Genomic DNA, 26,222 nt, shown 5'->3' with positions numbered 1-26,222 from the left:
AACTCCCCAAATGATAGCGATGGTGCCGCATTCCTTCGCATTATCGCGTCCTCGCGATTACAGATCATCCATAATAATCTCGACGCGGCGATGCAGGCCGCCAACATCACCGGCGCGACAGGCACCCTCAATGCCCAGGCCAAATCGGCGGCGCGCAGTGCTTTCGAGTCCGCGAAGCAGCGCTTCTTCAATCACCTGATCACGGCGATGCAGACGCCGTCGCTTGTCGCCAGCATCGCGCGCGACCTGGAGGTCGGCCACAGCGCCGTCGTCCAGATCGTCTCAACCGGCGAGGCGCTGATGGAACGGCGGCTGGCCGACATCCCCACCGATGAATGGGACGACGTCCGCGTTGACGTGACCCCGCGCGAATATGTGCTGTCCTACCTTGAGCACAGTTTTCCGGTGCAGCTCTACGAGCCCTTCACCGACAGCGAAGGCAATCTCTCCTCCCGGCCCGTCACCGACAAGGATGGCCAGCCGGTCCACTCCCGCGATGCCGTCGATCGCCGTAATCGCCTGATCGAACATCTGGCGTCGCTGGCGCCGGTGCCCGCTGCGCTCGATCAGATCCTCCACCATTTCGGCACGGAGTTGGTCGCCGAGGTGACGGGCCGATCGCGACGGATCGTGCGCAAGCGCGGTTCCGACGGGATCGATCGCTATGCCGTCGAGACCCGACCCGGCTCGGCCAATCTCGGCGAGACCGATGCGTTCCAGACCGATGCCAAGCGCGTGCTTGTCTTCTCGGACGCGGGCGGCACCGGCCGCAGCTACCATGCCGATCTCGGCGCCAGGAACCAGCGGCTGCGCGTCCACTATCTGCTCGAGGCCGGATGGAAGGCCGACAGCGCCATCCAGGGGTTCGGGCGGACCAACCGCACCAACCAGAAACAGCCGCCGCTGTTCCGGCCGGTGACGACCGACGTGAAGGCGCAAAAGCGTTTCATCTCGACCATCGCCCGCCGCCTCGACACGCTGGGCGCGATCACGCGCGGCCAGCGCCAGACCGGCGGCCAGGGGCTGTTTCGCCCCGAGGACAATCTGGAATCTCACTATGCGCGTGACGCCCTGCGCCAGCTCTACCGCCTGCTTTACGGCGGCAAGATCGAGGGCTGTTCGCTCGGGGCTTTCGAGGCGGCGACGGGCTTGTCGCTCGCCGACAGTACCGGCCTCAAGGACGAACTGCCGCCGATCACCACCTTCCTCAACCGGATGCTGGCGCTGACCATCGACCTCCAGAACATCCTGTTCACCGCGTTCGAGGATTTGCTGAGCGCGCGCATCGAAGGAGCGATCGCGTCGGGAAGCTATGAGCTGGGGCTGGAGACGCTCCAGGCCGAGAGCTTCACGATTCTCGACCGGGCCACCATCTATACCCATCCGGGAACCACGGCGGAGACACGGTTGCTGACGATCGAACGCAAGGACCGCAACCGGCCGCTGACGCTGGACGGCGCGCTCGCCCATCTCGGCGATGACGAGGCGGTCCTGCTGGTCAATGCGCAGTCGGGCCGGGCCGCCGTGCAGATCCCGACGCGCGGGCTGCTGCTCGACGATGGCAGTATCGAGCGCCGGGTGCGGCTTGTCCGGCCGATGGAATCGACGCCGATGCCGCTGGAAGCGATGGGCGAAACGCAGTGGCGCGTAGCGACCCGCGGCGCTTTCGCCCGCGCTTGGGAGGCGGAGCTGGCCGAGGTGCCGGAGTTTGCAAGCAGCACAATGCACATCGTCACCGGCCTGCTGTTGCCGATCTGGAAACGGCTTCCCCAGGAATCCAGCCGCGTCTATCGGCTCCAGGCCGATGACGGCGAACGCATCGTCGGCCGCCGGGTCTCGCCCGCCTGGGTCGCGACCGCGACCGCCAACGACACTGGCCCGCATCTCGACCCGCAGGCGGCGTTTGCCGCGCTGATGGACGGACGCACGATCCTCGATCTGGCCGAAGGTCTCCAGCTTCGCCGAGCGCGCGTCATGGGGGTCAACCGCATCGAGCTTGCCGGATTCACCGACGCCATGCGCGAGCGGCTGACGGCCTATGGCCTGTTCCATGAGATCATCTCGTGGAAACTGCGCATGTTCGTGCCTGTCGACGCGAGCGGCATCGCCGTGCTCGACCGGGTGGTGAAGCGCTGGCCGCTCCAGCGTGTCGGCGACCGGGTGGCGGCATGATGGGCCGTCCGTCAAACCAGGCAGGAGAACTGGCGCACCGTCTCGGCGATCAAGCCGAGGCGGTGTGCCGCCACTATCTGTCGAAGGGGCATCGCGAGGGCCGCTACTGGCTGGTCGGCGATGTCCGCAACACGCCGGGCCGCAGTCTCTATGTCCGTCTTGCAGGTTCGCAGGACGGACGCGGCGCGGCGGGCAAATGGACCGATGCATCGACCGGCGAACATGGCGACCTGCTCGACATCATCGCGATCGCCGGTGGCCATCATCGTCTGCGCGACACGCTCGACGAGGCCCGACGCTTCCTCAGCCTGCCAGGCCCCGAGCCTGTGGGTGATGATCCGCGATATCGGCGCGAGCCGAAGGCGCCGACCGGCACGCCCCAAGCCGCGCAGCGCTTGCTCGCGGCCTCCAAGCCATTTCTGGCGACGGTCGTGGAAGCGTATCTACGCAACCGTGCGATTACGGATGTACGGAAAGGCGATCCGCTCCGCTTCCATCCGCATTGCTACTACCGGTCATCGCGGGATGATCTGCCGAAGACGCGCCCGGCCTGGCCCGCGATGATCGCCGCCGTCACCGATCTCGACGGCGGCGTGACCGGCGTTCACCGCACCTGGTTGGACCCGGCCACGATCGACAAAGCGCCTGTGGCGTCACCGAGACGCGCCATGGGTCATCTTCTCGGCCACGGCGTCCGTTTTGGGGGCGCCGATAGCGTGATGGCGGCGGGCGAAGGGATCGAGACCCTCTTGTCGGTGCGCCAGATCATGCCCGCCATGCCCATGATCGCCGCACTGTCCTCTCCGCACCTGGGAGCTATCCTGTTCCCGGCGGCGCTGCGGCGCCTCTATGTCGTGCGCGATGACGATCCGGCCGGCGATGTAGCGGTGGCGACGTTGAGCGAGCGGGCTTCCAGCGTCGGGATCGAGATCGTGCCGTTGTCGCCGATGCTCGACGATCACAACGAGGATCTACGCCTGATCGGGCCAGAGCGGATGCGGGCGGCGTTGCGGCCCCAGCTCGTGCCCGCCGATGTCGGCCGGTTCCTGATGCCGTCCCGGTGAAGCCGGAAAGGCGGTGGGTTTGCGGCTGGTCCGGTGCTGGAGAAGACCGCCGGGTGTCTGGGTGACGCAAGGATCGGAAAGGCCAGCCCTCGGCCTTCTCTAGAGGGCGATCGGAACGGCAAACGCCCCGGTCCAGCAACGGCGGGCTTCAGCTTTCTTCCCCTGGCGGCAGAGCCGCCATTCCTCGCGAGACAAGAAAGCCTTGCCCGCCGTCCTCCGCTTCGCTGCGGCCCCGTCACTATCGCTTGGGGTGCAGGCCCGGTTCGCCCGCCGTCTTTCGTCGCCTGCGAAGGCCGCGAAGGGCGCGGCCAACCGAAGAGGCGTCACCATGAAAACCGAAAGCCAGCTTCCCGAGCACGAACCCGAACACGCAGAATCCTCCACCGCCTATCTTCTCCAGGAAATGGCCCTTTATGGATACCGGCCTTACTCCGACGAACCCGATGATCGGCCGCTCCCCGATGCCCGCACTGCCGGCGGCGCGATCGTCGACATCTTTGACGCGATGGTCTCGACCTTCATCGACACGCGATTGGAACCCGACCTTGAAGACCTGCTCTGGAACCTCACCAACGTCTTCCACCGCGCCGGCGAAAGGATCGAGCGCGAGCTTGACGACAATGAGGTCGCCCAGAAACGCAGCCAGACGGAACAGGACGGCTCGGAGGTGAAGTCGGTCGAACTGGAGGCGCTGCTGCGCGAGGGCACGACAATGCTCGAACGCCGCGACGCCATGGAGTTCTTCCGCGACGGCTGCGCCGACCAGTTCCGCATCCACATCCGCAAACCCTGGACGCCGCGCTCCGGCTCGAAGGTCAACCGCAAGGCGCTGACCTCGGCGATCGTCTCCAGCCGCGACTTCGTCAATGCACGGCAGCGGGCGGAAAAGCAGGTGCTGATCCCGGCCGGCACGCTGATCGCCTTCAGTTCGGGACCGACCTTCAACGATCACCGGTTCATCTGGGACCTGCTCGACCGTGTCCACGCCAAACATCCGCAGATGGTCCTGGCGCATGGTGCAACGCCGACGGGCGGCGAGAAGATCGCCGCCATCTGGGCCGATCAGCGCAATGTGCCGCAGGTCCCCTTCAAGCCCGACTGGAACAGGCACAAGAAGGCCGCGCCGTTCAAGCGCAACGATGCGCTGCTGGAAGCCTTGCCCGCTGGCGTCATCATCCTTCCCGGCACCGGCATCCAGGACAATCTGCATGACAAGGCCAAGGCGATGGGCATCAAGCGCTGGGATTTCCGGCATCAGGGCGGCGCGTGAGCGCCGCCCTGTCGTGGCTGTCAAACATGGACGAAACGCCCATCTCATCCACAGAGGTGCCATTATTATCCGCAAAGTCTAATATTCAGGGATAGCCAGTCGCATAGTATCCGCTATTCTGGATATATGGAAAACGAATCAGCCATTCCCGCGCTGGGCGCGCTGGCGCAGACCACGCGGCTTGACACCTTTCGCCTGCTGGTGCGGCACGAGCCGGACGGTCTGGCCGCAGGCGACATCGCCCGCACGCTCGACGTGCCGCAGAACACCATGTCGGCACATCTGGCGACGCTGGCGCGCGCCGGGCTGGTGACGTCGCAGCGGCATAGCCGCTCGATCGTCTACCGCGCCGATCTCGACACGCTGAAGGCGCTCACCCTATTTCTGGTCAAGGACTGCTGTGGCGGACGCGCGGAACTGTGCGAGCCGCTGATCGCCGAACTCGCCCCCTGTTGCTGAACGGACCCGACATGACCGCACCCGATATCACCATCTGGCACAATCCCGACTGCGGCACCTCGCGCAACACGCTGGCGATGATCCGCAACGCCGGGATCGAGCCGCATGTCGTCGAATATCTCAAAACGCCGCCGATGCGGGAGAGACTGGCCGCGCTGATCGCGGCAGCGGGCCTTGGGCCGCGCGACGTGTTGCGCGCCAAGGGCACGATCTATGAGGGGCTGTCCGGGGACGATCCCGCTTTGGCCGACGATACCCTGCTCGACGCGATGATGCGCCATCCGATCCTCATCAACCGGCCGCTAGTCGAAACGCCGCTGGGCGTGCGGCTGTGCCGTCCGTCCGAAGTCGTGCTGGAAATCCTGCCCGCACCCCGGCGCGGGGCCTTCGCCAAGGAAGACGGCGAACAGGTCGTCGACGCGTCCGGCAAGCGGATCGGCTGAACCCATGGCCACGACTACATCTGCCGCGCCCCCGGCGATCGGCGTCTTCGAACGCTATCTGTCGATCTGGGTCGCTTTGTGCATCGTCGTCGGCATCGGGCTGGGCTTTGCGATGCCCGGCCTGTTCGCCGTGATCGCCGAGGCCGAGGTGGCCAACGTCAATCTCGTCGTCGCGGTACTGATCTGGCTGATGATCGTGCCGATGCTGCTGAAGATCGATTTCGGCGCGCTGGGGAGCGTGCGTCGGCACTGGAAGGGCGTCGGCGTCACCCTGTTCATCAATTGGGCGGTCAAGCCCTTTTCAATGGCGCTGCTCGGCGCGATCTTCATCGGCTGGCTGTTCGCGCCGCTGCTGCCGGCGGGCGAAGGCCCCTCCTATATCGCCGGGCTGATCCTGCTGGCGGCGGCGCCCTGCACGGCGATGGTGTTCGTCTGGTCGAACCTGTGCGACGGCGACCCCAATTTTACGCTGAGCCAGGTCGCGCTGAACGACCTCATCATGGTGGTCGCGTTTGCCCCGCTGGTGGCGCTGCTGCTCGGTGTCGCCGCGATCACCGTGCCATGGGATACGCTGCTGATCTCGGTCGCGCTCTATATCGTCGCCCCGGTGATCGCCGCGCAGATGCTCCGCCGTGCGGTGTTGGCGTCAGGCGGGCAGCCGGCGCTCGACCAGCTGCTGTCCCGGCTCGGCCCGGTCTCGATGATCGCGCTGCTGGCGACGCTGGTGCTGCTGTTCGGGTTTCAGGGCAAGGCGATCATCGCCCAGCCGCTGGTGATCGCGCTGCTCGCCGTGCCGATCCTGATCCAGGTCTATTTCAACGCCGGGCTGGCCTATTGGCTGAGCCGCCGTTTTGGCGTCGCATGGTGCGTCGCCGCGCCGTCGGCGCTGATCGGCGCGTCCAATTTCTTCGAGCTGGCGGTGGCCGCCGCAATCTCGCTGTTCGGCATCACGTCGGGCGCGGCGCTGGCGACGGTGGTCGGCGTGCTGGTCGAGGTGCCGGTGATGCTGTCGGTGGTGGCGATCGTGAAGCGGTCGCGCGGCTGGTATGAGCGGGGCGCAGCCGCATGAGCCGCCTGCGCACGTTATCCGATCCCGATCGTCTGTCCGCGCTCGACCCCCGCTATGCCCATGCGCGGCCCGCGCTCGGTCTCGGTGCAAACGATCCGCCGCCCCGTATCCTGTTGCTCTATGGCAGTTTGCGCGAACGCTCCTTCTCGCGCCTCGCGGTCGAAGAAGCGGCCCGGTTGCTTCAGTTCTTCGGTGCGGAGACGCGCATCTTCGATCCGTCCGACCTGCCGCTGCCCGACCAGCACGCGGGCGACGATCATCCCGCCGTCCACGAACTGCGCGAACTCTCGATGTGGTCGGAGGGGCAGGTCTGGTGCAGCCCCGAACGCCATGGCCAGATCAGCGGCGTCATGAAGACGCAGATTGACCATCTGCCGCTGGAGATGGGCGGAATGCGCCCGACCCAGGGCCGCACGCTGGCGGTGATGCAGGTGTCGGGCGGCTCGCAGTCGTTCAACGCGGTCAACACCCTGCGCCTGCTTGGCCGCTGGATGCGGATGGTGACGATCCCCAACCAGTCGTCGGTGGCGATGGCGTATAAGGAGTTCGACGAGGATGGGCGGATGAAGCCGTCTGCCTATTATGACCGCATCGTCGATGTGATGGAGGAACTGGTGCGGTTCACGATCTTGCTCCGCCCGCACGCCGGCCAGCTCGTCGACCGCTATTCAGAGCGAAAGGCGGCCGGGGTGCCGGCCAATCCGGCGACAGACCTGTCGGCCATCGCGGTCGGCCGGGGTGCTACGCCCGTTCAGCAGGTATGACGAGACCGTTCCACCGCGTCATTGGCGATCATAACGGTGCGCCGCCCGACGGCCGGCGACAGCGTCGCGCCAGCGGGTTCAAGGGCGAGACGCAGCATGATGCGGGCGGACCGCAACGCGATCCGCATGACGCAAGCGAGATCAGGATTGGCGCTGGCGTCAATGACGGCCGGTTCCCTCTCGCCTGACCTGAGAAGACCGAGCAAACGTCGCTCGTCTCCGGAAAAGCCGACATGGTCAGGCGCGCCAGTGCGGAACCGCCGCCCCGAGCACGCTTCATAGAGCGCCAATACGCTGTCGATCACCGGCGCGAGAATGCCGCAGCCATAGCCCACGAGCGCGCGATAAAGCGCAGGCTGGACCGGATTACCGCTGTCGCGCGCCTGTCGCCAGCACCGCGCGGCGTCCAGAATGACCGAATAGGCCACGATCGTCGCGGGCGGGGGCGTAAAGGCGCAGGTCATAGTTCATCCTTCCAATCTCCCCCTCTTTGCTAATCAGGACTGCGATACGCGGCGATTGTTGCGCCGAAAAGTCGGAACCGGGCACTTTGCCCGGTCTCACGTCTGCTCGCCGCCACCGCACCGAAAAGTCGGTTCAATCGCCCAACCTCAGCCCGGATAGTGCTCAAATACAGGTAATTCATGCTCGGTCTCCATCCAGCCGATCCGATCGGCGGTCTGGATATGAATCTGGGCCGGCAGCGCGCCGGGATCGTCGAGCGTGCCCGACTGGACATCAATCATGCCGGGCAGCATGGCCTCGTTGACGTAAAACAGGCTGCTCATTGCGATCCTGGCTTCGGGCTACAGATTGAACGTCTCCAGCGGCGCGCGCCGATATGGGGGCGACATCGGATGCGTGTCGATCTCCAGAGCCACGAACCGAATCCGGTATTTCGATGGACCATGTCCGGGTAGTGGCGGTCCGGGCCTTTGCATCATTGTCAGGCCAATGCGCGAACTCGGTCGTCAGGCATTTCCCATGGGTCAGCGGCGCGTCAGACCGCGTGGATCGTAACGCCAGAACCGCAGGCGAGACGGCCCAGTCACCGTCAGCTCGGTGAATTGCAGTAGCCACAAACGTCGTTCCCCCAACGGCTGCTTTAGACCAACCCCTATTCATGCCGCCCTTGTAGGCAATCGTCCGCCTAGTGCCGCCAACCCCGCAAGGGGGTTCCCCTGCGCTTGCGCTCCGGTGACGGCGGCGTTCGTCCACCTCCTTCAGCTTCATCGGGGATGGTCCCCGAGCAACCGAAGGAACAGACATCATGGCCACCATCGCAAACCTCACCCAGAAGCAGGACGGCAGCCTGGAAGGCACGCTCGCGACCCTCAACGTCACCGCCCAGATCGCGGTGATCCAGAACACCCGCAAGACCAAGGAAAACGAGCCTGACTACCGGATCATCAGCCGCAAGAACGGCTTCGAACTGGGCGCCGGCTGGAATCGCTTCTCCCAGAACACCGGCGCGGAATACATCTCGGTCTCGCTGTCGGCTCCCGAATTCGGCACCATCTACGGCAACGTCGCTCCGGCCCCCGGCGATGACCCGATGAAGAAGGTCATCATCTGGAACCCGCCGAGCTGATCGGCGCCCCGAGTCGGCCTCGCCCCCCGCGAGGCCGGCTCTTTTCCTTTAACCGTCGCAAAGGAGGCGATCATGAGCCGCTACGCCATTACCCTGCGAACCGACGCCGCGACCGACGACAACGCCGTCATCGGCTACGATCCGCCGCTTCGCACCTACTTCATCCAGGGGTTCGAAGATCCGAAGACCGAGCAGCCAGTCCTCTGGCTCGGCACGCAGCTTGAGCAATATCCGACATTGCAAACGCTGCTCGCCGATCTTGATGCCCGCGGCTACCAGCTCGACGGCCTCACCGCGGCCATCAAGGCCGACATGGGCGCGGAGGCGTCCCGCCCTTCGTCGCCAAGCCTTGTCGAGCGATACGGCTGGCCGCTTCGATAAACCTGAACAGCGGCGGCGCCGATGCGTCGCCGCTGATTTCCCTGCGCGAACAACCTCCTCCTCACGTCCCGCAGGTCGGTCTCTGGTCGACAGCCGGGATCGCCGTCCCATTCGGCGGCCACTGCACCAGGCCTGCAAGTTTCCGTTCAGCGCTGTTTGGAAACGCCAGCGCGTGCCCGAGAGGCCAGGGTCCGGCAACGGCGGTTAGCTACGGCAAGACAGGCAACTCCTGTTCACCAGGAACCACCCCGCTCTTTGAGGCTCATTCCTTGGTCCGACGCATGGCCTGACGCCATCAACCCGTAAAGGGTCCGCTTACGCTGCGCGTGCGGCCTTCAGGCTGCGCCTGTGCGGTGATCGCGGCCATGCGCCTGACACTTCGGGAGCCTGTCGAGCGGGGATGGTCCCCGCCTCCGAGACAGGAGCCGAAAATGTCCAACTCGCTGAAAACCGCCCAAGCCTACGCCTGGAGCCTCGCGCGCAGCCTCATGGTCTGCATCATCGTATTTCGCGCCGAAAACGGCATGTTCGGCGCCATGCCGGCCACCGAATGGGACGGCGATCCCGACCTCATCCTCGCGGAACTCGACCCTTTCGGGCGGTGAACCCGAAAGGGCGATCAGCCAGTGCGTGCAGCGCTACGCACTGGCGCCATCCTCGTCACAATCGGCGAGCAGGTCGATGGGTTTCACCCCTAACGCCGTGGCAAGATGGAAAAGCGTCACGACTGTCGGATTGCGCCGACCGCGTTCGAGATCACTGACATATTGCTGCGTGAAACCGGAAATCTCGGCGAAACGCTCTTGGGTGACGCCTTGCTCCCGCCTCAATCTGGCGAAGTTCAATCCAACGAGGCGACGCATATCCATGCGCGCGACGCTGGACGATACACAATATCGGGTTTATCTCTTATAAGGTGTATTGGGCCAATTCAGTGGTCAGTATGTCGTGCGTTTTTCATGCTTTGGAACTATGCAACAATTGCAGAGCCTTGGGAATTTGGATGTACGAGCCAGGGAGATATTCATGAACCCCCCACCGCTCGATCCTGCCGTTGCTGACACAGCGCCGGACGCAGCCTTTCTTACGCCTTATGATGAAGAGCATCTGATCGCCTATTTGCGCTTGCTCGACGCCCAGAGTGATGATGCGGGGTGGGAAGAAGTGGCACGCGTCGTTCTGCACATTGACCCGGAACTGGAACCCGCGCGCGCCCATAAAGCCTGGACAACGCATCTGGCCCGCGCGCAATGGATGGCCAAATCTGGATATAAACATCTGCTGCGCGGCGGCCCGCCAAACTGAACGGACGTGACCTGAGCGACGCCCAGCTATCACCATTCATGCTGCCAGGATAACCGGACGGCGGCTAGTCAAACACACGCACTACGCGAATCTTCCAATGTTGTGCCGCGGCGCACGAACCGCGGCCCTCTTGGGAGGTGTCGCCATGCACAAGGCAGATTGGCGTTCTCCGGCAGAATATCGGTCCTTTCAACAATATGACCGCGCCGGATTCGCTTGGGAAATCGTTCGTCGTAACCGGGACTACTGCCGAGAATATAGAGAAATACTTCGGACGAAGCCGCCAGACCCGCTTCAGATCGAGAGTTTCGTCAAGCGCTGGGGGTTGCGATTTCGGCTCTGATCCGGACATCGCCTACGAAGGGCAACCTGTCTTCTGGCTCCCCGAGGTTCTGCCCTCGGTTCTGCACATCCGCTCCGTAACGCCGGGCATGACGTCCTGGCCGCTCGATCCGGCGGCACTGATGTCGGCGCCAAACGCCGTGCAGAGCCGAGACGGAGACCATGTCATCGTTGCGCCCGATGCGACGCACCGCGTCTGGAGCGATGGCTATTCCAAGGGCGTCATGGCGATTGTCCTGCCGCTGGATTTGCTGTTTGCCGACCGCGCGGCCGCCGCGATCCGCTTCTGGAATTCTCTCGTCGGCAATCGGGCGGGGCCGGAGCCGAAGCCGCTCACGCCCTATGCGCGCGGCCAGCTCATCCTCTCTATCCGTCTGCTGGACGCCGAGCGAGATGGCGCCACCGAGCGTCAGATGGCCGAATATGTCCTGAAGGAAAGCGCGCCGACGAGGCGTGACTGGCTGGCGACCGAGCATCGCTCGCGCCTTCGCCGCCTCTTGAAGAAGGCGCACAGGCTGCTGGACGGCGGCTATCTGCAAATATTGTGTCCGCCGCCACGTCGCCCGCGGCGCAAGGCAAAATAATTACACCCCTGAAAAGTCGACTCTCCCCCCACGCTGATTCGCTTCGCCAATCTGCACTCCGACGCGCTGACAGCCACTGCTGTCCGCCTAGGCCCATTCGGAAGGCAGGACTGAGATGCACCCTGATACGGATTTCGACTCGCTGCCCGGTTCGAAATATCTGCGGACGCCTGACGCGGCCCAGCTCCTCGGGCTTTCCCCGAGAACACTCGAAAAGCACCGCACCTTCGGCACCGGCCCCACCTATCGCAAGCTCGGGGGCAGGATCGTCTATCGCGTGGATGACCTGCGCCAATGGGCCGATCGCGGCGTGCGCCAATCCACCTCCGACCCAGGCGCGGGCACGGTGTTCGCCGCCAGACCCCTGACGGCTGAGGAAATAGCCGTAAGCGATGGTCGCTGAACCATCATGGCTGGCAAGCATCGACCACTGGGCCAGAGCGAACGCGCGCGCCTCGATCCATTTGAGGCGCTGTCCGGAACCGTGCCGCCGCGCGACCAGCGCGACCTTATGGAGCGACCCTTCTTCTCGCTGGCGAAGGCCCGGCGCATCGCGCCGATCCTTTATAAATCCGGCGATACCGAAGTGCAGGTCTATGCCGTGCCCGAACATGGTCTGGCGACCATATGGGATGCCGATGTCCTGATCTGGGCCGCGAGCCAGCTTCTCGCCGCCGACGATCGCGGACTGCCGACCTCCCGGTTTTTCCGCTTCACGCCCTATCAACTGCTCACCTCCATCGGCCGGGGAACGGGCGCGCGCAACTACCACCTTCTCAAGGGCGCCCTGACGCGGCTGCAATCGACGGTCGTGCGCACGACCATTCGGCACGGTGAGCATTGGCGACGCCAGCAATTCTCCTGGATCAACGAATGGGAGGAGCTGACCACACGAACCGGCCGGATCGAGGGCATGGAGTTCGTTCTTCCCGACTGGTTCTACCGGGGCGTCCTCGATCGCCGCCTCGTGCTGGCGATAGATCCAGGCTATTTCCGGCTCACCGGCGGCATTGAGCGCTGGCTTTATCGGATCGCGCGCAAACATGCCGGTCGACAGCCCAATGGCTGGCGTTTCGAGCTGCGCCACCTTCACGCCAAAAGCGCGAGCCAATCACGCTTCTCCGATTTCGCGCTGCACATCCGCGCCATCGTGCGGAGCCAATCGCTCCCCGGCTACGTCCTGGAGCTTGTGCCAGGTACGGGTTCGGAGACCCTCCTGGTGATGCGGCCGCGCATCATTGAGATCAGCGCAGGGCCTGTGGATAACTTTCCGCGTCATAAGCGCCGTATCGGTACTTCGGACGCAATGGCTATCGGTACTTCGAACGCAGTCCTATCCGTACTTCGGACGCACGCATCCCAGCTAAACCTTTGTCCTTCCAGCGCAAAACCGGACTCTAAAGACTCTAAATCAGAATCTAAAGAAGTAGTAGAAGCGCGCGGAGCTGGGGATAGATCGTCCAACGCCTCGCTTGGCGACCGCTCCGACAGTTCCCAAACTCGACAGGAGCGCCGCTCATGATCGTCGCGCTCCTCAATCAGAAAGGCGGCGTCGGCAAGACCACGCTCGCGCTACACCTCGCCGGACAATGGGCGAGGCAAGGGCGCCGCGTCCTGCTGATCGACGCCGATCCTCAAGGGTCCGCGCTCGACTGGTCGCAGCAACGCGCCGCCGAAGGACTGCCCCGGCTGTTCAGCGTGATCGGCCTCGCCCGCGACACCCTGCACATCGAAGCGCCCGAGCTGGCGCGTGGCATGGATCATGTCGTCATCGACGGGCCGCCGCGTGTCGCCACCTTGCTTCGCTCGGCGCTATTCGCCTGCGACCTTGCCCTGATCCCGGTGCAGCCATCGCCGCTCGACGGCTGGGCGTCGGCCGAGATGCTGAAGCTGATCGACCAGGCGCGCATCTTCAAACCCGAGATCGGCGCGCGCTTTCTGCTCAACCGCTACCCGGCGCGCACGCTGATCGCCCGTGCCACCGCCGAGAGCCTTGCCGAACACGACCCGCCGCTGCTGGCGCACCATGTCGGCCAGCGGGTCGTCTTCGCCGACGCCATGCAAACCGGGCGGCTGGTGTCGGAGGTCGATCCCGAAAGCGCGGCCGCTCGCGAGATCGCCGCGCTGGCCACCGAGATCGAGGCGATCAGATCATGACGACCCGCAAGCTCAGGACAGGGTTCACGTCCCGGCCCGGTGCGGCCGAGGCGTGGATTGCGGGACCAGAGGACGCTACACCACCAACCGCGCTATCGCCGCCCGCCAACAGCGCCAGGTTGACGATCGATGTGACGCCCAATTTGCGGCGACGCCTCAAGCTCGCGGCGCTCCAGCGCGGCATTTCGGTCGCCGACATGCTGCGCGAACTGCTGCACCGCGAATATCCCGACGATGCGGGAAACGGGTCATGAGCGTCGCCAATCGTGACGATCGCACGCGCGTCGATCTGCTGTGGATCGAGCGCCGCATCGAACGCTGGATACGCTTCGGCCGCCTGGTCGAGGATCAGATCCTCGACCGCCAGCGCCGGCGCGTCGCCTTCGCGCCGGACAGCCTGTTTGCCTACGTCCGTTGGGCATCCAATGACTTCGGCACGCTGGTGTCGCGCATCGACATCCTGCGCGCCGTCAATCCGGGCGAACCCTGGCAGACCGTGCCGGGCGTCACGCCCGGCGGCGAGATTCTGCTGCGCGTCAATGGCTGGCCCAAGGTCCAGCGGGTGTTCGAGGCGATCGACGCCGTGGATGCGCTGAACATCGATCCCGCCGACGCCGCGCCCGACCATTGGCGACACGTCCACAACCGTCTCGCGGCGCAGGAAAGCCCGCGCCCCTACACGCTGGAGCGTCATCGCGCCTGGCTCGCCCGCAAGGGAGCCTTGCAATGAGATTTCGTTGGGGAACGCTGGTGACGATGGTCGTCGCCGTCAATGTCATCGCCGTTTCGGTGTGGATCAATCCGCCGCCAAAGCTGATCTGGAACGCCTCGGCCAGCGTGCCGATCGGCTTCTACACCGTCCGTCCAGCCCGTGATCTACGCGTCGGCGATCTCGTCGTCGTGACGCCGCCCGACGACGTTGCCGCGTTCCTTTCGGCGGGTGGCTATCTGCCCCTCGGCGTGCCGCTGATCAAGCCGGTCGCCGCGCTGCCAGGACAGCATGTGTGCCGCACCGGCGTCGCCATCACCATCGACGGAAAGCCGGTCGGCGCTGCGCGCGAACAGGATCGGCTGCAACGGTCGCTGCCGGTCTGGGAAGGCTGTCGCATCATCGCCGCCGACGAGATTTTCTTCATGAACGCGGACCGCAGCGACAGCCTGGACGGCCGCTATTTCGGGCCGCTGCCCGTATCGTCCGTGGTCGGTCGCGCAGCGCCCTTGCGCACGCGTGCACCGTCCTGATCGCTTTCCCCCTGCAACACAAAGGAGATTGGCAATGTACGCAGGCACCTTCAAACCCACCGAGGACGGCTATTCGGGCCGCATCCGGATGTTCGGAATTGACGAGGCGATCATCATCGTTCCCGCCGAACCGAATGACGCCGAGAACGCACCCGACTACCGGGTTCAACTCGACGAAGACGCCGGCCCGGAGATCGGCGCGGGATGGAAGCGTGTCGGCGAGAAGGCTGGCGACTATGTGTCCATCGAGATCGACAGCGCGATCTTCGCCGGCCCGCCCTTGCGCGCCAATCTGTTCCGCGCCGATGATGAGGGCACGACGTTCAACCTGTCGTGGAACCGACCGCGACCGCGCGAAGACCGGAGCTGATCGGTTGCGCCCGCGTCGCCGTTCCCTGCGCGGCAGGGCGCTGTCGCTGGCGTGGCTCGCCGTCGTGGCGAGCGCGCCGGCGACGGCCTTGCCCGTTCCCGCCGCCGCGCAGACGACCACGCCGCAAACCGCCGATCCTGTCGCCCGGCATGTTGCCGAGGCCTCGCGGCGGTTCGGCATTCCGCAGGCGTGGATATGGGCGGTGATGCGCGCCGAAAGTGCGGGCGACGTGCGCGCTATCTCCCATGCCGGGGCGATGGGTCTGATGCAGATTATGCCCGATACCTGGGCCTATCTGCGCGGTCGATACGCACTTGGCGACGATCCCTATCATGTCCGCGACAACATCATCGCGGGCACGGCCTACCTTCGCGAACTACATGACCGCTTCGGATCGCCCGGCTTTCTCGCCGCCTATAATGCGGGACCGGGGCGCTACGAACAGCACCTCACGACCGGCCGGCCGCTCCCCCGAGAGACCCGCGCCTATCTCGCGATCCTCGCACCGATGGTCGGCGGATCGCAGCCTGGCCGCCCAACTATCGCACCCGCCGATCCGCTGGCGTGGATGCGCGCGCCGCTATTCGCCATGCGCGCGGACGACGCCCGAGCTGCACCGCAAGCCGCAGCCGAGACGCCGCCGGATGACGAAACGGCCGCACAGAATGTTGCGCCCGAAGAGCCTCCCGAACGCCTGTTCGTCCCTCTTTCCGGCCGGGAACCGTCATGACCTGGGCTGGCGTGCCCTGTCGCATCATAGGGTGCAAACGGATACAGACGGTCGGAAGCTGCTGGAGTTTGGGGAGAAACAGGAAGGCACGGCCAGATAAAAGGACCGCCGTCTGCCGGGGCCCATGTGGTTGGTTGTGCGCGCTTTTCTTGTCGGCTCCCAAAATGGGCCTGCCAGCCGCGCTTTCAGAAAACGGCATGAAATCAATCCGCGCGCGTATGGCGCCCGCCATTCGACCCGGAATCCGCGCCCGATGAGCGCCCGCGACGATGATTTCCGGGTACGCCCAGGAAGGCCGCGCGATGGCGGCACACAGGGCCGACAAGCCAAGTCGTTCGTCGGTCAGGTGATGCGCGCCGCCAAGAAGGCCGGACACACAGGACGCGGCTTCGGACCTCGCCGGCAAGGCGGCGGAGGATCGCGCTTCGGTCGCGGCAACGCCGCAGGGTCCAGTCGCGCACGCCGGCCCGACATGCGCCGGGTCATCGTCAAGATGCGGGTCGTGCGCCACGCGGGGACGAAGTTCCGGGCGGCGCCGATCGCCCGGCATGTGGCTTATCTGGAGCGCGAGGGCGTCACCCGAGATGGCGCGCCGGCCCAGATGTTCGATGCCGGCGCCGATCGGGCCGATGGCGAAGCCTTCGCCGCACGGTGCGAAGACGACCGGCATCATTTCCGGTTCATCGTCTCGCCTGAAGATGCCGGCGAAATGCAGGACCTGCGCGCCTTCACCCGTGAGCTGATGGCCGACGCCCAGCGCGACCTCGGCACATCGCTCGACTGGGTGGCCGTCGATCACTGGAACACCGACAATCCGCATATCCATGTGCTGGTGCGCGGCCGCGCCGATGACGGCGGCGACCTCGTCATCAGCCGCAACTATGTGCGCGAGGGATTCCGGGGGAGAGCGGAGGATCGCGTCACGCTCGAACTCGGTCCGCGCAGCGAGCGCGAGATCCAGGCGGCGTTGCGCAAGGACGTGGACGCCGAGCGCTGGACTGGCCTGGACCGGACCCTGCGCAACATCGCCGACCATCATGGCGGCATCGTCGATCTTCGTCCCGAAAGCGGTTCGCACGATCCGGAGGAACGGCGCCTGCTGGTCGGTCGGGCGCAGAAGCTCGAGCGTCTCGGCCTTGCCGATCCTATCGGTCCAGCATCATGGACGCTGAAGCCCGGCGGCGAAGAAATCTTACGCGCCCTGTCGATCCGCGGGGACATCATCAAGACCATGCACGCGGCGATGTCGCGAGGCGTCGGCACGCCGGATATCGCGTCGTTCGCGATCCATGACGAACAGGTCGGCGATCCCGTGCTCGGCCGCCTGGTCGAACGCGGCCTGCATGACGAACTGGCGGGCACGGCCTATGCTGTCATCGAAGGCGTGGACGGGCGCAGCCATCATCTGCGGTTCAGCGATATCGACATGACGGGCGACGCGAGGCCAGGGGCGATTGTCGAACTGCGGTCATGGGAGGACAATAAGGGCCAGCAACGCCATTCGCTCGCCACCCGATCCGACCTCCCGCTGGATCGGCAGGTCACGGCCGAGGGCGCGACCTGGCTCGACCGCCATCTGATCGACCGCGATCCGCCCCCGCTGGGCGGCGGGTTCGGCGCAGCGGTGTCGGACGCGCTCGATGCCCGCGCCGATCATCTCGTTGATGAAGGATTGGCGCGGCGGCAGGGTCAACGTTTCATCTTCGCTCGTAATCTGATCGGCACGCTAAAGCAGCGCGAACTGGGCGGCGCCATCGCCCGCATCGCGGCCGAGACCGGCCTTCCGCACACGCCATCGGCTCCGGGCGATCATGTCACCGGTACCTACCGCCAGCGCGTCACGCTGGCGTCGGGCCGGTTCGCTATGTTGGATGACGGACTGGGATTCCAGCTCGTGCCCTGGCGGCCGGCGCTCGATCAGCAACTTGGCAAGCACATCACCGGCACGATGGCGCCCGGCGGTGGGGTGGACTGGAGTTTCGGCAAACAGCGTGGTTTGGGACTGTAGGTCTCGGCCATTTCCCCCACACCCCCAATCGGTCCACATTGAAATCGACATCATTCGATGATAAATACGTGCCTTCTACGGAAAGGCTTCGATATGCGAACGACTATTGTCCTTGATGACGAACAGGTGGCGAAAGCGCAGGCATTTACCGGCCTGAAGGAAAAGTCCCAGCTTGTGCGGGAGGCATTCAAGGCGCTTATCGAGCGTGAGAGCGCCCGCCGCCTTGCTCTGCTTGGCGGTAGCGAACCCGACCTGGAAGTCCCCGCCCGTCGTCGGGCTGTGGCCGAATGATCCTTGTCGACAGCACGGTCTGGGTCGATCATCTGCGGCGGGGCGATCCTCTGCTTGCGAGCCGCCTCGACGCAGGGCTGGTTTACATCCACCCGTTCATCATAGGCGAGATCGCCCTGGGCAGTTTGCGCCAGCGCGACAACGTGCTGTCGGCGCTGCGCGATCTGCCGATGGCGAGCCAGGCTTCCGACGATGAGGTCCAGGGCTTCATCGAACAGCAGCCGCTCTACAGCCTCGGCATCGGCTATATCGATGCGCATCTCCTTGCCGCCACCCGTCTGACGCCAGGGCTGCGACTCTGGACCCGCGACAAGCGGCTCAATGAGATCGCGTCCCGCCTCGGTATTGCCAAAACCGCTCAACACTGATCGGCTGCTTCCCAGGGCGTAGATCACGCTCTACGCGACCGTTTCTTTTTGCACGCCAATCCCGCCATTACTTCGCCTCCCAGCGCCGACACCTTGTAACATCGGAGACCTGCACACGACCTCTACGGCATTTGCCGGGAAGGAAGGGCCGTGTCCGCCACCAAAATCCTCTGGGGTCAGATCCTTGTTGTGTTCGCCATTGTGCTGGCGTCGGTCTGGTCCGCGACGCAATGGACGGCGGCGGCGCTCGGCCACCAACACCAGCTCGGCGCGCCCTGGTTCACGGCGTTCGACGTGCCGGTCTATCCGCCGCCCGCCTTCTTCTGGTGGTGGTTCTCCTTCGACGCCTATGCACCGGATATCTTCCAGAGCGGCGCCTATATCGCAGTGTCCGGCGGCTTCCTGTCGATCATCGTCGCCATCGGCATGTCGGTGTGGCGGGCGCGGGAAATCCGCAACGCCGAGACCTTCGGCACCGCGCGCTGGGCGAACGTGAAGGAAGTCCGCAGCGCCGGTCTGCTTGGCGATGACGGCGTGGTGCTGGGCCGGTTCGAGCGTGAGTATCTACGCCACGACGGCCCCGAGCATGTGCTGTGCTTCGCGCCGACCCGCTCCGGCAAGGGCGTTGGTCTGGTGGTGCCATCACTGCTGACCTGGCCGGGATCGGCCATCATCCACGACATCAAGGGCGAGAATTGGGGTCTGACCGCCGGATTCCGTAGCCGGTTGGGCAAGGTGCTGCTGTTCGATCCGACCAATGCGGCGTCGGCCGCCTACAACCCGCTGCTCGAGGTGCGTCGCGGTGAATGGGAGGTGCGCGACGTCCAGAATGTCGCCGACGTGCTGGTTGATCCGGAAGGCAGTCTCGAAAAGCGCAACCATTGGGAAAAGACCTCCCATGCTCTGTTGGTCGGCACGATCCTGCATGTCCTCTACGCCGAACCCGACAAGACCTTGGCCGGCGTCGCCAACTTTCTGTCGGACCCGAAGCGGCCGATGGAGACCACGCTGAAGGCGATGATGCTCACCCCGCATCTGGGCGAAGCCGGCGTCCATCCCGTCGTCGCTTCGGCCGCGCGCGAGCTGCTCAACAAATCGGAGAACGAACGGTCGGGCGTGCTGTCGACCGCCATGTCGTTCCTCGGCCTCTATCGCGATCCCGTCGTCGCGGCCGTGACCCGGCAATGCGACTGGCGCATCGCCGATCTGGTCGATGACGCGCATCCGGTCTCGCTCTATCTGGTGGTGCCGCCCAGCGACATCAGCCGGACCAAGCCGCTCATACGGCTAATTCTCAACCAGATCGGACGGCGATTGACCGAGGATCTGAAAGCCAAGGATGGGCGGCATCGGCTGCTGCTGATGCTCGACGAGTTTCCAGCGCTGGGGCGGCTCGACTTCTTCGAGAGCGCGCTGGCGTTCATGGCCGGCTACGGGATGAAGGCGTTCCTGATCGCCCAATCGCTCAACCAGATCGAGAAGGCTTACGGCCCGAACAACGCCATCCTCGACAATTGCCATGTGCGGGTCAGTTTCGCGACCAATGACGAGCGCACCGCCAAGCGGGTATCCGACGCGCTCGGCACCGCCACCGAGATGCGAGCGATGAAGAACTATGCCGGGCATCGCCTGTCGCCCTGGCTCGGCCATCTGATGGTCTCGCGCTCGGAGACCGCGCGCCAGCTCATGACGCCGGGCGAGATCATGCAGCTTCCGCCCGATGATGAGATCGTCATGATCGCGGGCCTGCCGCCGGTGCGCGCCAAGAAAGCGCGCTATTTCACCGATCGGCGGTTCACGTCACGCCTGTTGCCCGCGCCCAATATCCAGCGGTCCACGGCCAAGCCGCGCCCGGATGACTGGACGGCATTGGCGGCGCCGCCGCGGCCGGCTCTTGCGGACCCGGCATCCACCGACGGATCGAGCCGTATGCCCGGCAAAGCAGCCAAGGCCACATCCGCGAGCCAGAACGACACCGCCAACGCCAATATTCGGCGCGAGCCGGGACTGCCCGATCATGAGGAGGTGGTACGCGAGAAGCCCACGCCCACGCCGGAGTTCGCGTTCGACGACACCGAGGCGACCGACAATGACGCCGCGATACAGCGCCGGATGCAGCGCCTCGCGCGCCAGGCCAGCCTCGACCCCGGCGACGGCATCCAGCTCTGAGACGAAGGAACCGCCATGCGCATCAAACACACATTCCGTCTGCCCGCCGATCTGTCCGGTCGGTTGGCCGATTATGCGGCGAGGAAACGCGTCGCCCAGACCCAGATCGTAGAGGCCGCGCTGCTGTCGTTCCTCTCGCCCGATGGGTCCGAGCGGCTGGAGGCCGCGATCGGCCGGCGTCTCGACCGGCTATCGCGCCAGGCCGACCGGCTCGAGCATCATGTTGCAATCTCCAACGAAGCGATGGCGCTGTTCGTCCGCTTCTGGCTGACCACGACGCCGCCCTTGCCGGACACGGCGTTCGCCGCCGCCCAGGCCAGCGGGCGGGAACGCTATCGTGGGTTCGTCGAGTCGCTCGGCCGGCGCATGGAGACCGGCGCAAGCCTCGCGCGCGAACTGTCCGAGGACGTCAAAGCTACGCCAGAGCACGATACCCAAAATCTTGAGATGTAATGCCAGGCCGCCGATCGTTTCTATTTGCACGCCATCCTACGACACCTTGATTTTAGTGTTGCGATTGCCGGCTTTGTGTCTCTCTTACTCGTCCCCGATCGCTGCGCGCGTCGCCCGGTGGTCCTTGCAGGGGACAAATTGTGCAGCATCAACAGGTCGGATCGGAGGCGGATTCTCGCGGCGCGCGTATGTTGCGCACCGCACTCGGCCCGTCGATCGCCACCTGGCTCGCCGAGCCCGCCATCGTCGAAGTCATGCTCAACCCCGACGGGCGCCTCTGGGTCGACCGGCTCGGTGAAGGCCTGGCCGATACCGGCGAGCGGCTGTCGCCGGCGGATGGCGAGCGCATCATCCGCCTGGTCGCGCATCATGTCGGCGTCGACGTCCATGCGCGCAACCCGCGCGTTTCGGCGGAGTTGCCCGAGACCGGCGAGCGGTTCGAAGGGCTGATCCCGCCCGTCGTCGCCGCACCCGCCTTTGCGATCCGCAAGCCCGCCGTCGCGATCTTCACGCTCGACGATTATGCCGACGCCGGGATCATGTCGCGCTTGCAGGCGGCGGTGCTGCGCAAGGGCGTCGCGGATCGCTGCAACATCCTGGTGGCGGGCGGAACTTCGACCGGCAAGACCACGCTCACCAATGCGCTGCTGGCCGAAGTCGCCAAGACATCGGATCGCGTCGTTCTGATCGAAGACACCCGCGAGCTGCAATGCGCCTCGCCCAATCTCGTGGCGCTGCGCACCAAGGACGGCGTCGCCTCGCTGTCGGACCTAGTCCGTTCTTCGCTGCGCTTGCGCCCCGACCGCATCCCGATCGGCGAGGTGCGCGGCGCCGAGGCGCTTGACCTCCTCAAAGCCTGGGGCACCGGCCATCCCGGCGGCGTCGGCACCATCCATGCCGGCACGGCGCTCGGCGCGCTGCGCCGGATGGAGCAGCTCATCCAGGAAGCGGTCGTGACCGTGCCGCGCGCGCTGATCGGCGAGACCATCGACATGGTGGCGGTGCTGGCGGGGCGCGGATCGGAACGCCGCCTTGCCGAACTCGCGCGCGTCGATGGTCTCGGCCCGGACGGCGACTTCGCGCTCACCCACCTCCCATGCCCTTCACCCGGATCAGCGGCGCCAGCGGCGACCGTCCTTTCAGCAGGAGAAAGCCAGTGAACCCGATATCCAACGTGCGGCGGCCGATCGCCGCCATTTCGCATATGCGCCAGCAGGTCGCCGCTGGCGCATTGGCGTGCGTCGTGGCCGTGACCCTGTCGGCCCCGGCGCGCGCCTCCGGTTCGTCGATGCCCTGGGAAGCCCCTCTCCAGTCCATCCTCGAATCGATCGAAGGGCCGGTGGCGAAGATCATCGCCGTGATCGTGATCATCGTCACCGGCCTGACGCTTGCGTTTGGCGATTCCGGCGGCGGCTTCCGCAAGCTGATCCAGATCGTCTTCGGCCTGTCGATCGCGTTCGCGGCATCAAGCTTCTTCCTGTCCTTCTTCTCGTTCGGCGGCGGGGCGCTGATCTGATGCTGGAGGATGGCGAAGTCGCGGGCTTCTACGCACCCGTCCATCGGGCGCTGACCGAGCCGATCCTGCTCGGCGGCGCCCCGCGCGCCATCGCCATCGCCAACGGCACCCTGGCGGCCGCGATCGGCGTCGGCCTCCAGCTCTGGATCGCTGGCGGCGTGTTGTGGCTGATCGGCCATCTGGCGGCGGTCTGGGCGGCCAAGCGCGACGCGCAGTTCCCCGACGTCGCCCGCCGCCACCTTCGCTACCCCATTTTCATGCGCGTCTGAGGTCAACACCCCATGATGAACCTCGCCGAATATCGCAATCGCTCCAGCCATCTGGCTGACTTCCTGCCCTGGGCGGCGCTGGTCGCCGAGGGGATTGTGCTCAACAAGGACGGGAGCTTCCAGCGCACGGCGAAGTTTCGCGGTCCCGATCTGGACTCGGCGACGCCCGCCGAACTGGTCGCCGTGACCTCACGACTGAACAACGCCCTGCGTCGGCTCGGATCGGGCTGGGCGATCTTCGTCGAGGCGCAGCGTGTGCCAGCGGGCGACTATCCCGCGAGCGCGTTTCCCGACGCCGCCTCCGCCCTGGTCGATCGGGAACGCCGCGCGCAGTTCGAGGAGCAGGGCAGCCACTATGAGAGCGGCTATTATCTCACCCTGTTATGGATGCCGCCTGCCGAGGACGCCGCTCGCGCGGAAAGCTGGCTCTATGAGGGCCGCGCGCAGAAGGGCATCGATCCCTGGGAGCTGGTGGGCAGCTTCACCGACCGCACCGACCGCGTGCTACAACTGGTCGATGGATTCGTGCCCGAGGTTCGCTGGCTGGATGACGGCGAGACCCTGACCTATCTGCATTCGACGATCTCGACCTGCCGCCAGCGCGTGCGCGTGCCGGAAACCCCGATGCACCTCGATGCGCTGCTGGCCGACGAACCGCTGTCCGGCGGCCTCGAACCGCGCCTGGGCGATCATCACTTGTGCACGCTGACCATCACCGGCTTCCCGTCGATGACCTGGCCCGGCCTGCTCGACGAGCTGAACCGGCTGGCCTTCCCCTATCGCTGGGCGACCCGCGCGGTGATGCTCGACAAGACCGACGCCACCAAGCTGCTTACCCGCATCCGGCGGCAATGGTTCGCCAAGCGCAAGAGCGTGGCTGCGATCCTGCGCGAGGTGATGACCAATGAGGCGTCGACGCTGATGGACAGCGATGCGTCGAACAAGGCGGCCGACGCCGATGCCGCGTTGCAGGAGCTGGGCGCCGACGATGTCGGCCAGGCCTATGTCACCGCCACCGTGACCGTGTGGGATACCGACCCCGGCATCGCCGCCGAGAAGCTCCGACTGGTCGAAAAGGTCATCCAGGGCCGGGATTTCACCTGCATCGCCGAGGGGGTCAACGCGATTGAGGCATGGATGGGCAGCTTGCCCGGCCATGTCTACGCCAATGTCCGGCAACCGCCGATCTCGACGCTCAATCTGGCGCATATGATCCCGCTGTCGGCGGTCTGGGCCGGGCCGGAACGCGACGAGCATTTCGACGCGCCGCCCTTGTTCTTCGCCAAGACCGAAGGATCGACGCCATTCCGGTTTTCGCTGCACGTCGGCGATGTCGGCCATACCCTGATCGTCGGCCCGACCGGCGCGGGCAAATCTGTGCTGCTCGCGCTGATCGCCATGCAGTTCCGCCGCTATCAATCCGGACAGGTGTTCGCCTTCGATTTCGGCGGCTCGATCCGGGTGGCGTCGCTGGCGATGGGCGGCGACTGGCAGGATCTCGGTGGCAGCTTGTACGCCAAAGAGACTGGGACTGCGGCCGCTAGCGTCTTCCTGCAACCGCTCGCGCGCATCGACGATCCCGCCGAACGCAACTGGGCGTCCGAATGGCTCGCCGCGATCCTGACCGCCGAAGGCGTAACGGTCGATCCCCAGGTGAAGGACTATCTCTGGTCGGCGCTCGGATCGCTCGCCAGCGCCCCCGTTCCCGAACGCACCCTGACGGGCCTCGCCGTTCTGCTCCAGCAGCAGCAGTTGAAACAGGCGCTCGGCCCATACTGCGTCGGCGGGCCTTACGGCCAGTTGCTTGATGCCGAATCCGAGCATCTGGGCGACGCCGATGTTCAGGCGTTCGAGACCGAGGGGCTGACCGGAACCGGGGCCGCACCCGCCGTGCTCTCCTATCTGTTTCACCGGATCGAAGGCCGGCTCGATGGCTCGCCGACCCTGATCATCATCGACGAGGGCTGGCTGGTGCTGGACTCGCCTGCCTTCGCCCAGCAGCTCAAGGAATGGCTGAAGACGCTTCGCAAGAAGAACGCCAGCGTCATCTTCGCCACCCAGAGCCTCGCCGATATCGAGACGTCGACCATTGCGCCGGCCATCGTTGAAAGTTGCCCGACGCGCATCTTTCTGCCCAACGAACGCGCGGTCGAACCGCAGATCACCGCCATCTACCGGCGGTTCGGCTTGAACGACCGCCAGATCGAGATCTTGAGCCGCGCCACCCCCAAGCGCGATTATTACTGCCAGTCGCGGCGCGGCAACCGGCTGTTCGATCTTGGGCTGGGCGATGTCGCGCTCGCCTTCACCGCCGCCTCGTCGAAGACCAATCAGGCGCGCATCGCCGATCTGATCGCCGAACATGGCCGCGACGGCTTCGCCGCCGCCTGGCTGCGCGCTCGCGGCCTGGACTGGGCCGCCGATCTCCTTTCCCCCGCAGCCCCGGAGTATGAGCCATGACCCGTTTTCAGTTGCGCCGCGCGATGATCGCCGGCGTCGCCCTGCTTGCCGTTGCCGGCGTCTCGGCCCCCGCCAGCGCACAATTCGGTTTCGGCGGGATCGTCTATGATCCCACCAACTATGCCCAGAATGTCCTGACCGCAGCTCGCTCACTCCAGCAGATCAACAATCAGATCCAGTCGCTCCAGAATGAGGCGTCCTCGCTGATCAATGACGCGAAGAACCTCGCCAGCCTGCCATTCTCCTCGCTCCAGCAACTCCAGGCGCAGGTCCGCCAGACCCAGCAGCTTCTCGGCGAGGCGCAACGCATCGCCTATGACGTTCAGCAGATCGAGCAGGCGTTCTCGTCCCGTTACCGCAACATCGACCTCAATGCGTCCGACCAAGCGCTGGTCGACGGCGCGCAGGACCGCTGGGAGACCAGCGTCGCCGGGTTCGAAGATGCGCTGAAGGTCCAGGCCGGGGTCGTCGGCAATATCGATGGCGCGCGCACCGCCATGTCGAATATCGTCGGCGCCAGCCAGTCGGCGACCGGAGCGTTACAGGCGGCGCAGGCCGGCAACCAGCTTCTCGCCTTGCAATCCCAACAGATCGCTGACCTCACCGCGCTGCTTGCCGCTCAGGGCCGCGCCCAGGCGCTCGAATCCGCCCGCGATGCTGCCGCCGAAGCGCAAGGGCGCGAGCAGTTCCGCCGCTTCATGACGCGCAGCGGCAACTGATCAAATTCGGACGGGCATCGGGCCGG

The 26,222-nt window shown here is 65.4% G+C and carries 34 protein-coding genes; 31 read left to right on the top strand and 3 right to left on the bottom strand.

Annotated features, from left to right (window positions below):
• The 7 genes from L6Q21_RS05525 to arsH all read left to right on the top strand — a co-directional run.
• Positions 1-2,172 (top strand): strawberry notch C-terminal domain-containing protein (locus tag L6Q21_RS05525; RefSeq protein WP_237829663.1); only part of this gene is annotated, 2,172 nt, incomplete at its 5' end.
• Positions 2,169-3,236, top strand: a complete 1,068-nt coding sequence (locus L6Q21_RS05520; protein WP_237829662.1) for a DUF7146 domain-containing protein — start codon at positions 2,169-2,171, stop codon at positions 3,234-3,236. The genes L6Q21_RS05525 and L6Q21_RS05520, both read left to right, overlap by 4 nt.
• Before the next feature lie 328 nt (positions 3,237-3,564).
• Positions 3,565-4,506 (top strand): DUF2493 domain-containing protein, encoded by a 942-nt coding sequence (locus L6Q21_RS05515; protein ID WP_237829661.1) that lies wholly within the window; start codon positions 3,565-3,567, stop codon positions 4,504-4,506.
• A gap of 126 nt (positions 4,507-4,632) precedes the next feature.
• Positions 4,633-4,965: an ArsR/SmtB family transcription factor gene (locus L6Q21_RS05510; protein ID WP_237829660.1), complete on the top strand. Its 333-nt coding sequence runs from the start codon at positions 4,633-4,635 to the stop codon at positions 4,963-4,965.
• Positions 4,966-4,976: 11 nt separating this feature from the next.
• Positions 4,977-5,408: an arsenate reductase (glutaredoxin) gene (arsC, locus tag L6Q21_RS05505; RefSeq protein WP_237829659.1), complete on the top strand. Its 432-nt coding sequence runs from the start codon at positions 4,977-4,979 to the stop codon at positions 5,406-5,408.
• A 4-nt stretch (positions 5,409-5,412) separates the two neighbouring features.
• A complete protein-coding gene (arsB, locus tag L6Q21_RS05500; RefSeq protein ID WP_237829658.1) occupies positions 5,413-6,477 on the top strand; it encodes an ACR3 family arsenite efflux transporter in 1,065 nt (354 codons plus the stop codon).
• A complete protein-coding gene (arsH, locus tag L6Q21_RS05495; protein ID WP_237829657.1) occupies positions 6,474-7,241 on the top strand; it encodes an arsenical resistance protein ArsH in 768 nt (255 codons plus the stop codon). Before arsB ends, arsH begins: the two co-directional genes overlap by 4 nt.
• Here the strand turns inward: arsH and L6Q21_RS05490 are convergent.
• On the bottom strand, positions 7,229-7,705 hold the full coding sequence (locus tag L6Q21_RS05490) for a hypothetical protein (protein ID WP_237829655.1): 477 nt from the start codon (positions 7,703-7,705) through the stop codon (positions 7,229-7,231). The two genes, arsH and L6Q21_RS05490, sit on opposite strands and share 13 nt — an antisense overlap.
• A gap of 147 nt (positions 7,706-7,852) precedes the next feature.
• Complete coding sequence (locus tag L6Q21_RS05485; RefSeq protein WP_237829654.1) at positions 7,853-8,029, bottom strand: GFA family protein; 177 nt, start codon at positions 8,027-8,029, stop codon at positions 7,853-7,855.
• A gap of 482 nt (positions 8,030-8,511) precedes the next feature.
• Here L6Q21_RS05485 and L6Q21_RS05480 point away from each other — a divergent pair, with 482 nt between their 5' ends.
• The 3 genes from L6Q21_RS05480 (at position 8,512) to L6Q21_RS05470 (ending at position 9,818) form a co-directional block, all read left to right on the top strand.
• Complete coding sequence (locus L6Q21_RS05480; RefSeq protein ID WP_092958379.1) at positions 8,512-8,832, top strand: DUF736 domain-containing protein; 321 nt, start codon at positions 8,512-8,514, stop codon at positions 8,830-8,832.
• Between the two features lie 72 nt (positions 8,833-8,904).
• Positions 8,905-9,213 (top strand): hypothetical protein, encoded by a 309-nt coding sequence (locus tag L6Q21_RS05475; RefSeq protein ID WP_237829653.1) that lies wholly within the window; start codon positions 8,905-8,907, stop codon positions 9,211-9,213.
• Between the two features lie 431 nt (positions 9,214-9,644).
• Entirely contained in the window at positions 9,645-9,818 is a 174-nt protein-coding gene (locus L6Q21_RS05470) for a hypothetical protein (protein ID WP_237829652.1), read from the top strand.
• A gap of 33 nt (positions 9,819-9,851) precedes the next feature.
• On the opposite strand, the gene L6Q21_RS05465 is transcribed toward L6Q21_RS05470, so the two are convergent.
• A complete protein-coding gene (locus L6Q21_RS05465; protein ID WP_418895808.1) occupies positions 9,852-10,076 on the bottom strand; it encodes a helix-turn-helix domain-containing protein in 225 nt (74 codons plus the stop codon).
• A 163-nt stretch (positions 10,077-10,239) separates the two neighbouring features.
• Here L6Q21_RS05465 and L6Q21_RS05460 point away from each other — a divergent pair, with 163 nt between their 5' ends.
• The 21 genes from L6Q21_RS05460 (at position 10,240) to trbJ (ending at position 26,196) form a co-directional block, all read left to right on the top strand.
• Entirely contained in the window at positions 10,240-10,518 is a 279-nt protein-coding gene (locus L6Q21_RS05460; protein ID WP_237829650.1) for a DNA -binding domain-containing protein, read from the top strand.
• A 97-nt stretch (positions 10,519-10,615) separates the two neighbouring features.
• A complete protein-coding gene (locus L6Q21_RS18215) occupies positions 10,616-10,861 on the top strand; it encodes a transcriptional regulator domain-containing protein (protein WP_418895807.1) in 246 nt (81 codons plus the stop codon).
• Positions 10,862-10,949: 88 nt separating this feature from the next.
• The gene (locus tag L6Q21_RS05455) at positions 10,950-11,444 is read left to right on the top strand and encodes a DUF2285 domain-containing protein (RefSeq protein WP_418895806.1); all 495 of its coding nucleotides are present in this window, start codon (positions 10,950-10,952) and stop codon (positions 11,442-11,444) included.
• 115 nt (positions 11,445-11,559) lie between these two features.
• Positions 11,560-11,847, top strand: coding sequence for a helix-turn-helix transcriptional regulator (locus tag L6Q21_RS05450; protein ID WP_092958369.1), 288 nt, complete (start codon positions 11,560-11,562; stop codon positions 11,845-11,847).
• Positions 11,848-11,853: 6 nt separating this feature from the next.
• Positions 11,854-12,966 (top strand): replication initiator protein A, encoded by a 1,113-nt coding sequence (locus L6Q21_RS05445; protein ID WP_237829648.1) that lies wholly within the window; start codon positions 11,854-11,856, stop codon positions 12,964-12,966.
• Positions 12,963-13,601, top strand: a complete 639-nt coding sequence (gene parA / locus L6Q21_RS05440) for a ParA family partition ATPase (protein ID WP_237829647.1) — start codon at positions 12,963-12,965, stop codon at positions 13,599-13,601. The genes L6Q21_RS05445 and parA overlap by 4 nt, the downstream gene beginning before the upstream one ends.
• Positions 13,598-13,855, top strand: coding sequence for a ribbon-helix-helix protein (locus tag L6Q21_RS05435; protein WP_237829646.1), 258 nt, complete (start codon positions 13,598-13,600; stop codon positions 13,853-13,855). The genes parA and L6Q21_RS05435 overlap by 4 nt, the downstream gene beginning before the upstream one ends.
• Positions 13,852-14,331: a DUF2840 domain-containing protein gene (locus L6Q21_RS05430; RefSeq protein WP_237829645.1), complete on the top strand. Its 480-nt coding sequence runs from the start codon at positions 13,852-13,854 to the stop codon at positions 14,329-14,331. The genes L6Q21_RS05435 and L6Q21_RS05430 overlap by 4 nt, the downstream gene beginning before the upstream one ends.
• A complete protein-coding gene (locus L6Q21_RS05425; protein WP_255696739.1) occupies positions 14,328-14,843 on the top strand; it encodes a S26 family signal peptidase in 516 nt (171 codons plus the stop codon). The genes L6Q21_RS05430 and L6Q21_RS05425 overlap by 4 nt, the downstream gene beginning before the upstream one ends.
• A 34-nt stretch (positions 14,844-14,877) precedes the next feature.
• The gene (locus tag L6Q21_RS05420) at positions 14,878-15,213 is read left to right on the top strand and encodes a DUF736 domain-containing protein (RefSeq protein WP_237829643.1); all 336 of its coding nucleotides are present in this window, start codon (positions 14,878-14,880) and stop codon (positions 15,211-15,213) included.
• A gap of 4 nt (positions 15,214-15,217) precedes the next feature.
• A complete protein-coding gene (locus L6Q21_RS05415; protein ID WP_237829641.1) occupies positions 15,218-15,943 on the top strand; it encodes a lytic transglycosylase domain-containing protein in 726 nt (241 codons plus the stop codon).
• A gap of 253 nt (positions 15,944-16,196) precedes the next feature.
• Positions 16,197-17,951, top strand: a complete 1,755-nt coding sequence (locus L6Q21_RS05410; protein ID WP_237829640.1) for a relaxase/mobilization nuclease domain-containing protein — start codon at positions 16,197-16,199, stop codon at positions 17,949-17,951.
• Positions 17,952-18,044: 93 nt separating this feature from the next.
• Positions 18,045-18,242 carry a type II toxin-antitoxin system VapB family antitoxin gene (locus L6Q21_RS05405; protein WP_237829639.1) on the top strand — a complete coding sequence of 66 codons (198 nt, stop codon included), beginning with the start codon at positions 18,045-18,047 and terminating at the stop codon, positions 18,240-18,242.
• Positions 18,239-18,610 (top strand): type II toxin-antitoxin system VapC family toxin, encoded by a 372-nt coding sequence (locus tag L6Q21_RS05400; RefSeq protein WP_237829638.1) that lies wholly within the window; start codon positions 18,239-18,241, stop codon positions 18,608-18,610. Before L6Q21_RS05405 ends, L6Q21_RS05400 begins: the two co-directional genes overlap by 4 nt.
• A gap of 150 nt (positions 18,611-18,760) precedes the next feature.
• The gene (locus L6Q21_RS05395) at positions 18,761-20,779 is read left to right on the top strand and encodes a conjugal transfer protein TraG (RefSeq protein ID WP_237829637.1); all 2,019 of its coding nucleotides are present in this window, start codon (positions 18,761-18,763) and stop codon (positions 20,777-20,779) included.
• Positions 20,780-20,794: 15 nt separating this feature from the next.
• Positions 20,795-21,232: a CopG family transcriptional regulator gene (locus tag L6Q21_RS05390; protein ID WP_237829636.1), complete on the top strand. Its 438-nt coding sequence runs from the start codon at positions 20,795-20,797 to the stop codon at positions 21,230-21,232.
• Between the two features lie 188 nt (positions 21,233-21,420).
• Positions 21,421-22,392: a P-type conjugative transfer ATPase TrbB gene (gene trbB / locus L6Q21_RS05385; protein ID WP_237829634.1), complete on the top strand. Its 972-nt coding sequence runs from the start codon at positions 21,421-21,423 to the stop codon at positions 22,390-22,392.
• 44 nt (positions 22,393-22,436) lie between these two features.
• Complete coding sequence (locus L6Q21_RS05380) at positions 22,437-22,748, top strand: TrbC/VirB2 family type IV secretion system protein (RefSeq protein WP_119037252.1); 312 nt, start codon at positions 22,437-22,439, stop codon at positions 22,746-22,748.
• The gene (locus L6Q21_RS05375) at positions 22,748-23,017 is read left to right on the top strand and encodes a VirB3 family type IV secretion system protein (RefSeq protein WP_237829633.1); all 270 of its coding nucleotides are present in this window, start codon (positions 22,748-22,750) and stop codon (positions 23,015-23,017) included. Before L6Q21_RS05380 ends, L6Q21_RS05375 begins: the two co-directional genes overlap by 1 nt.
• Before the next feature lie 12 nt (positions 23,018-23,029).
• Positions 23,030-25,477 carry a conjugal transfer protein TrbE gene (trbE, locus tag L6Q21_RS05370; protein ID WP_237829632.1) on the top strand — a complete coding sequence of 816 codons (2,448 nt, stop codon included), beginning with the start codon at positions 23,030-23,032 and terminating at the stop codon, positions 25,475-25,477.
• Positions 25,474-26,196, top strand: a complete 723-nt coding sequence (trbJ, locus tag L6Q21_RS05365; RefSeq protein ID WP_237829631.1) for a P-type conjugative transfer protein TrbJ — start codon at positions 25,474-25,476, stop codon at positions 26,194-26,196. The genes trbE and trbJ overlap by 4 nt, the downstream gene beginning before the upstream one ends.
• Positions 26,197-26,222 lie beyond the last annotated feature (26 nt).

The organism is Sandaracinobacteroides sayramensis (assembly GCF_022014495.1).
In the GTDB taxonomy this organism is placed as follows: domain Bacteria; phylum Pseudomonadota; class Alphaproteobacteria; order Sphingomonadales; family Sphingomonadaceae; genus Sandaracinobacteroides; species Sandaracinobacteroides sayramense.
The sequence above is the reverse complement of the archived record's forward strand: the minus strand, read 5'-3'. Positions and strand labels throughout refer to the sequence as shown.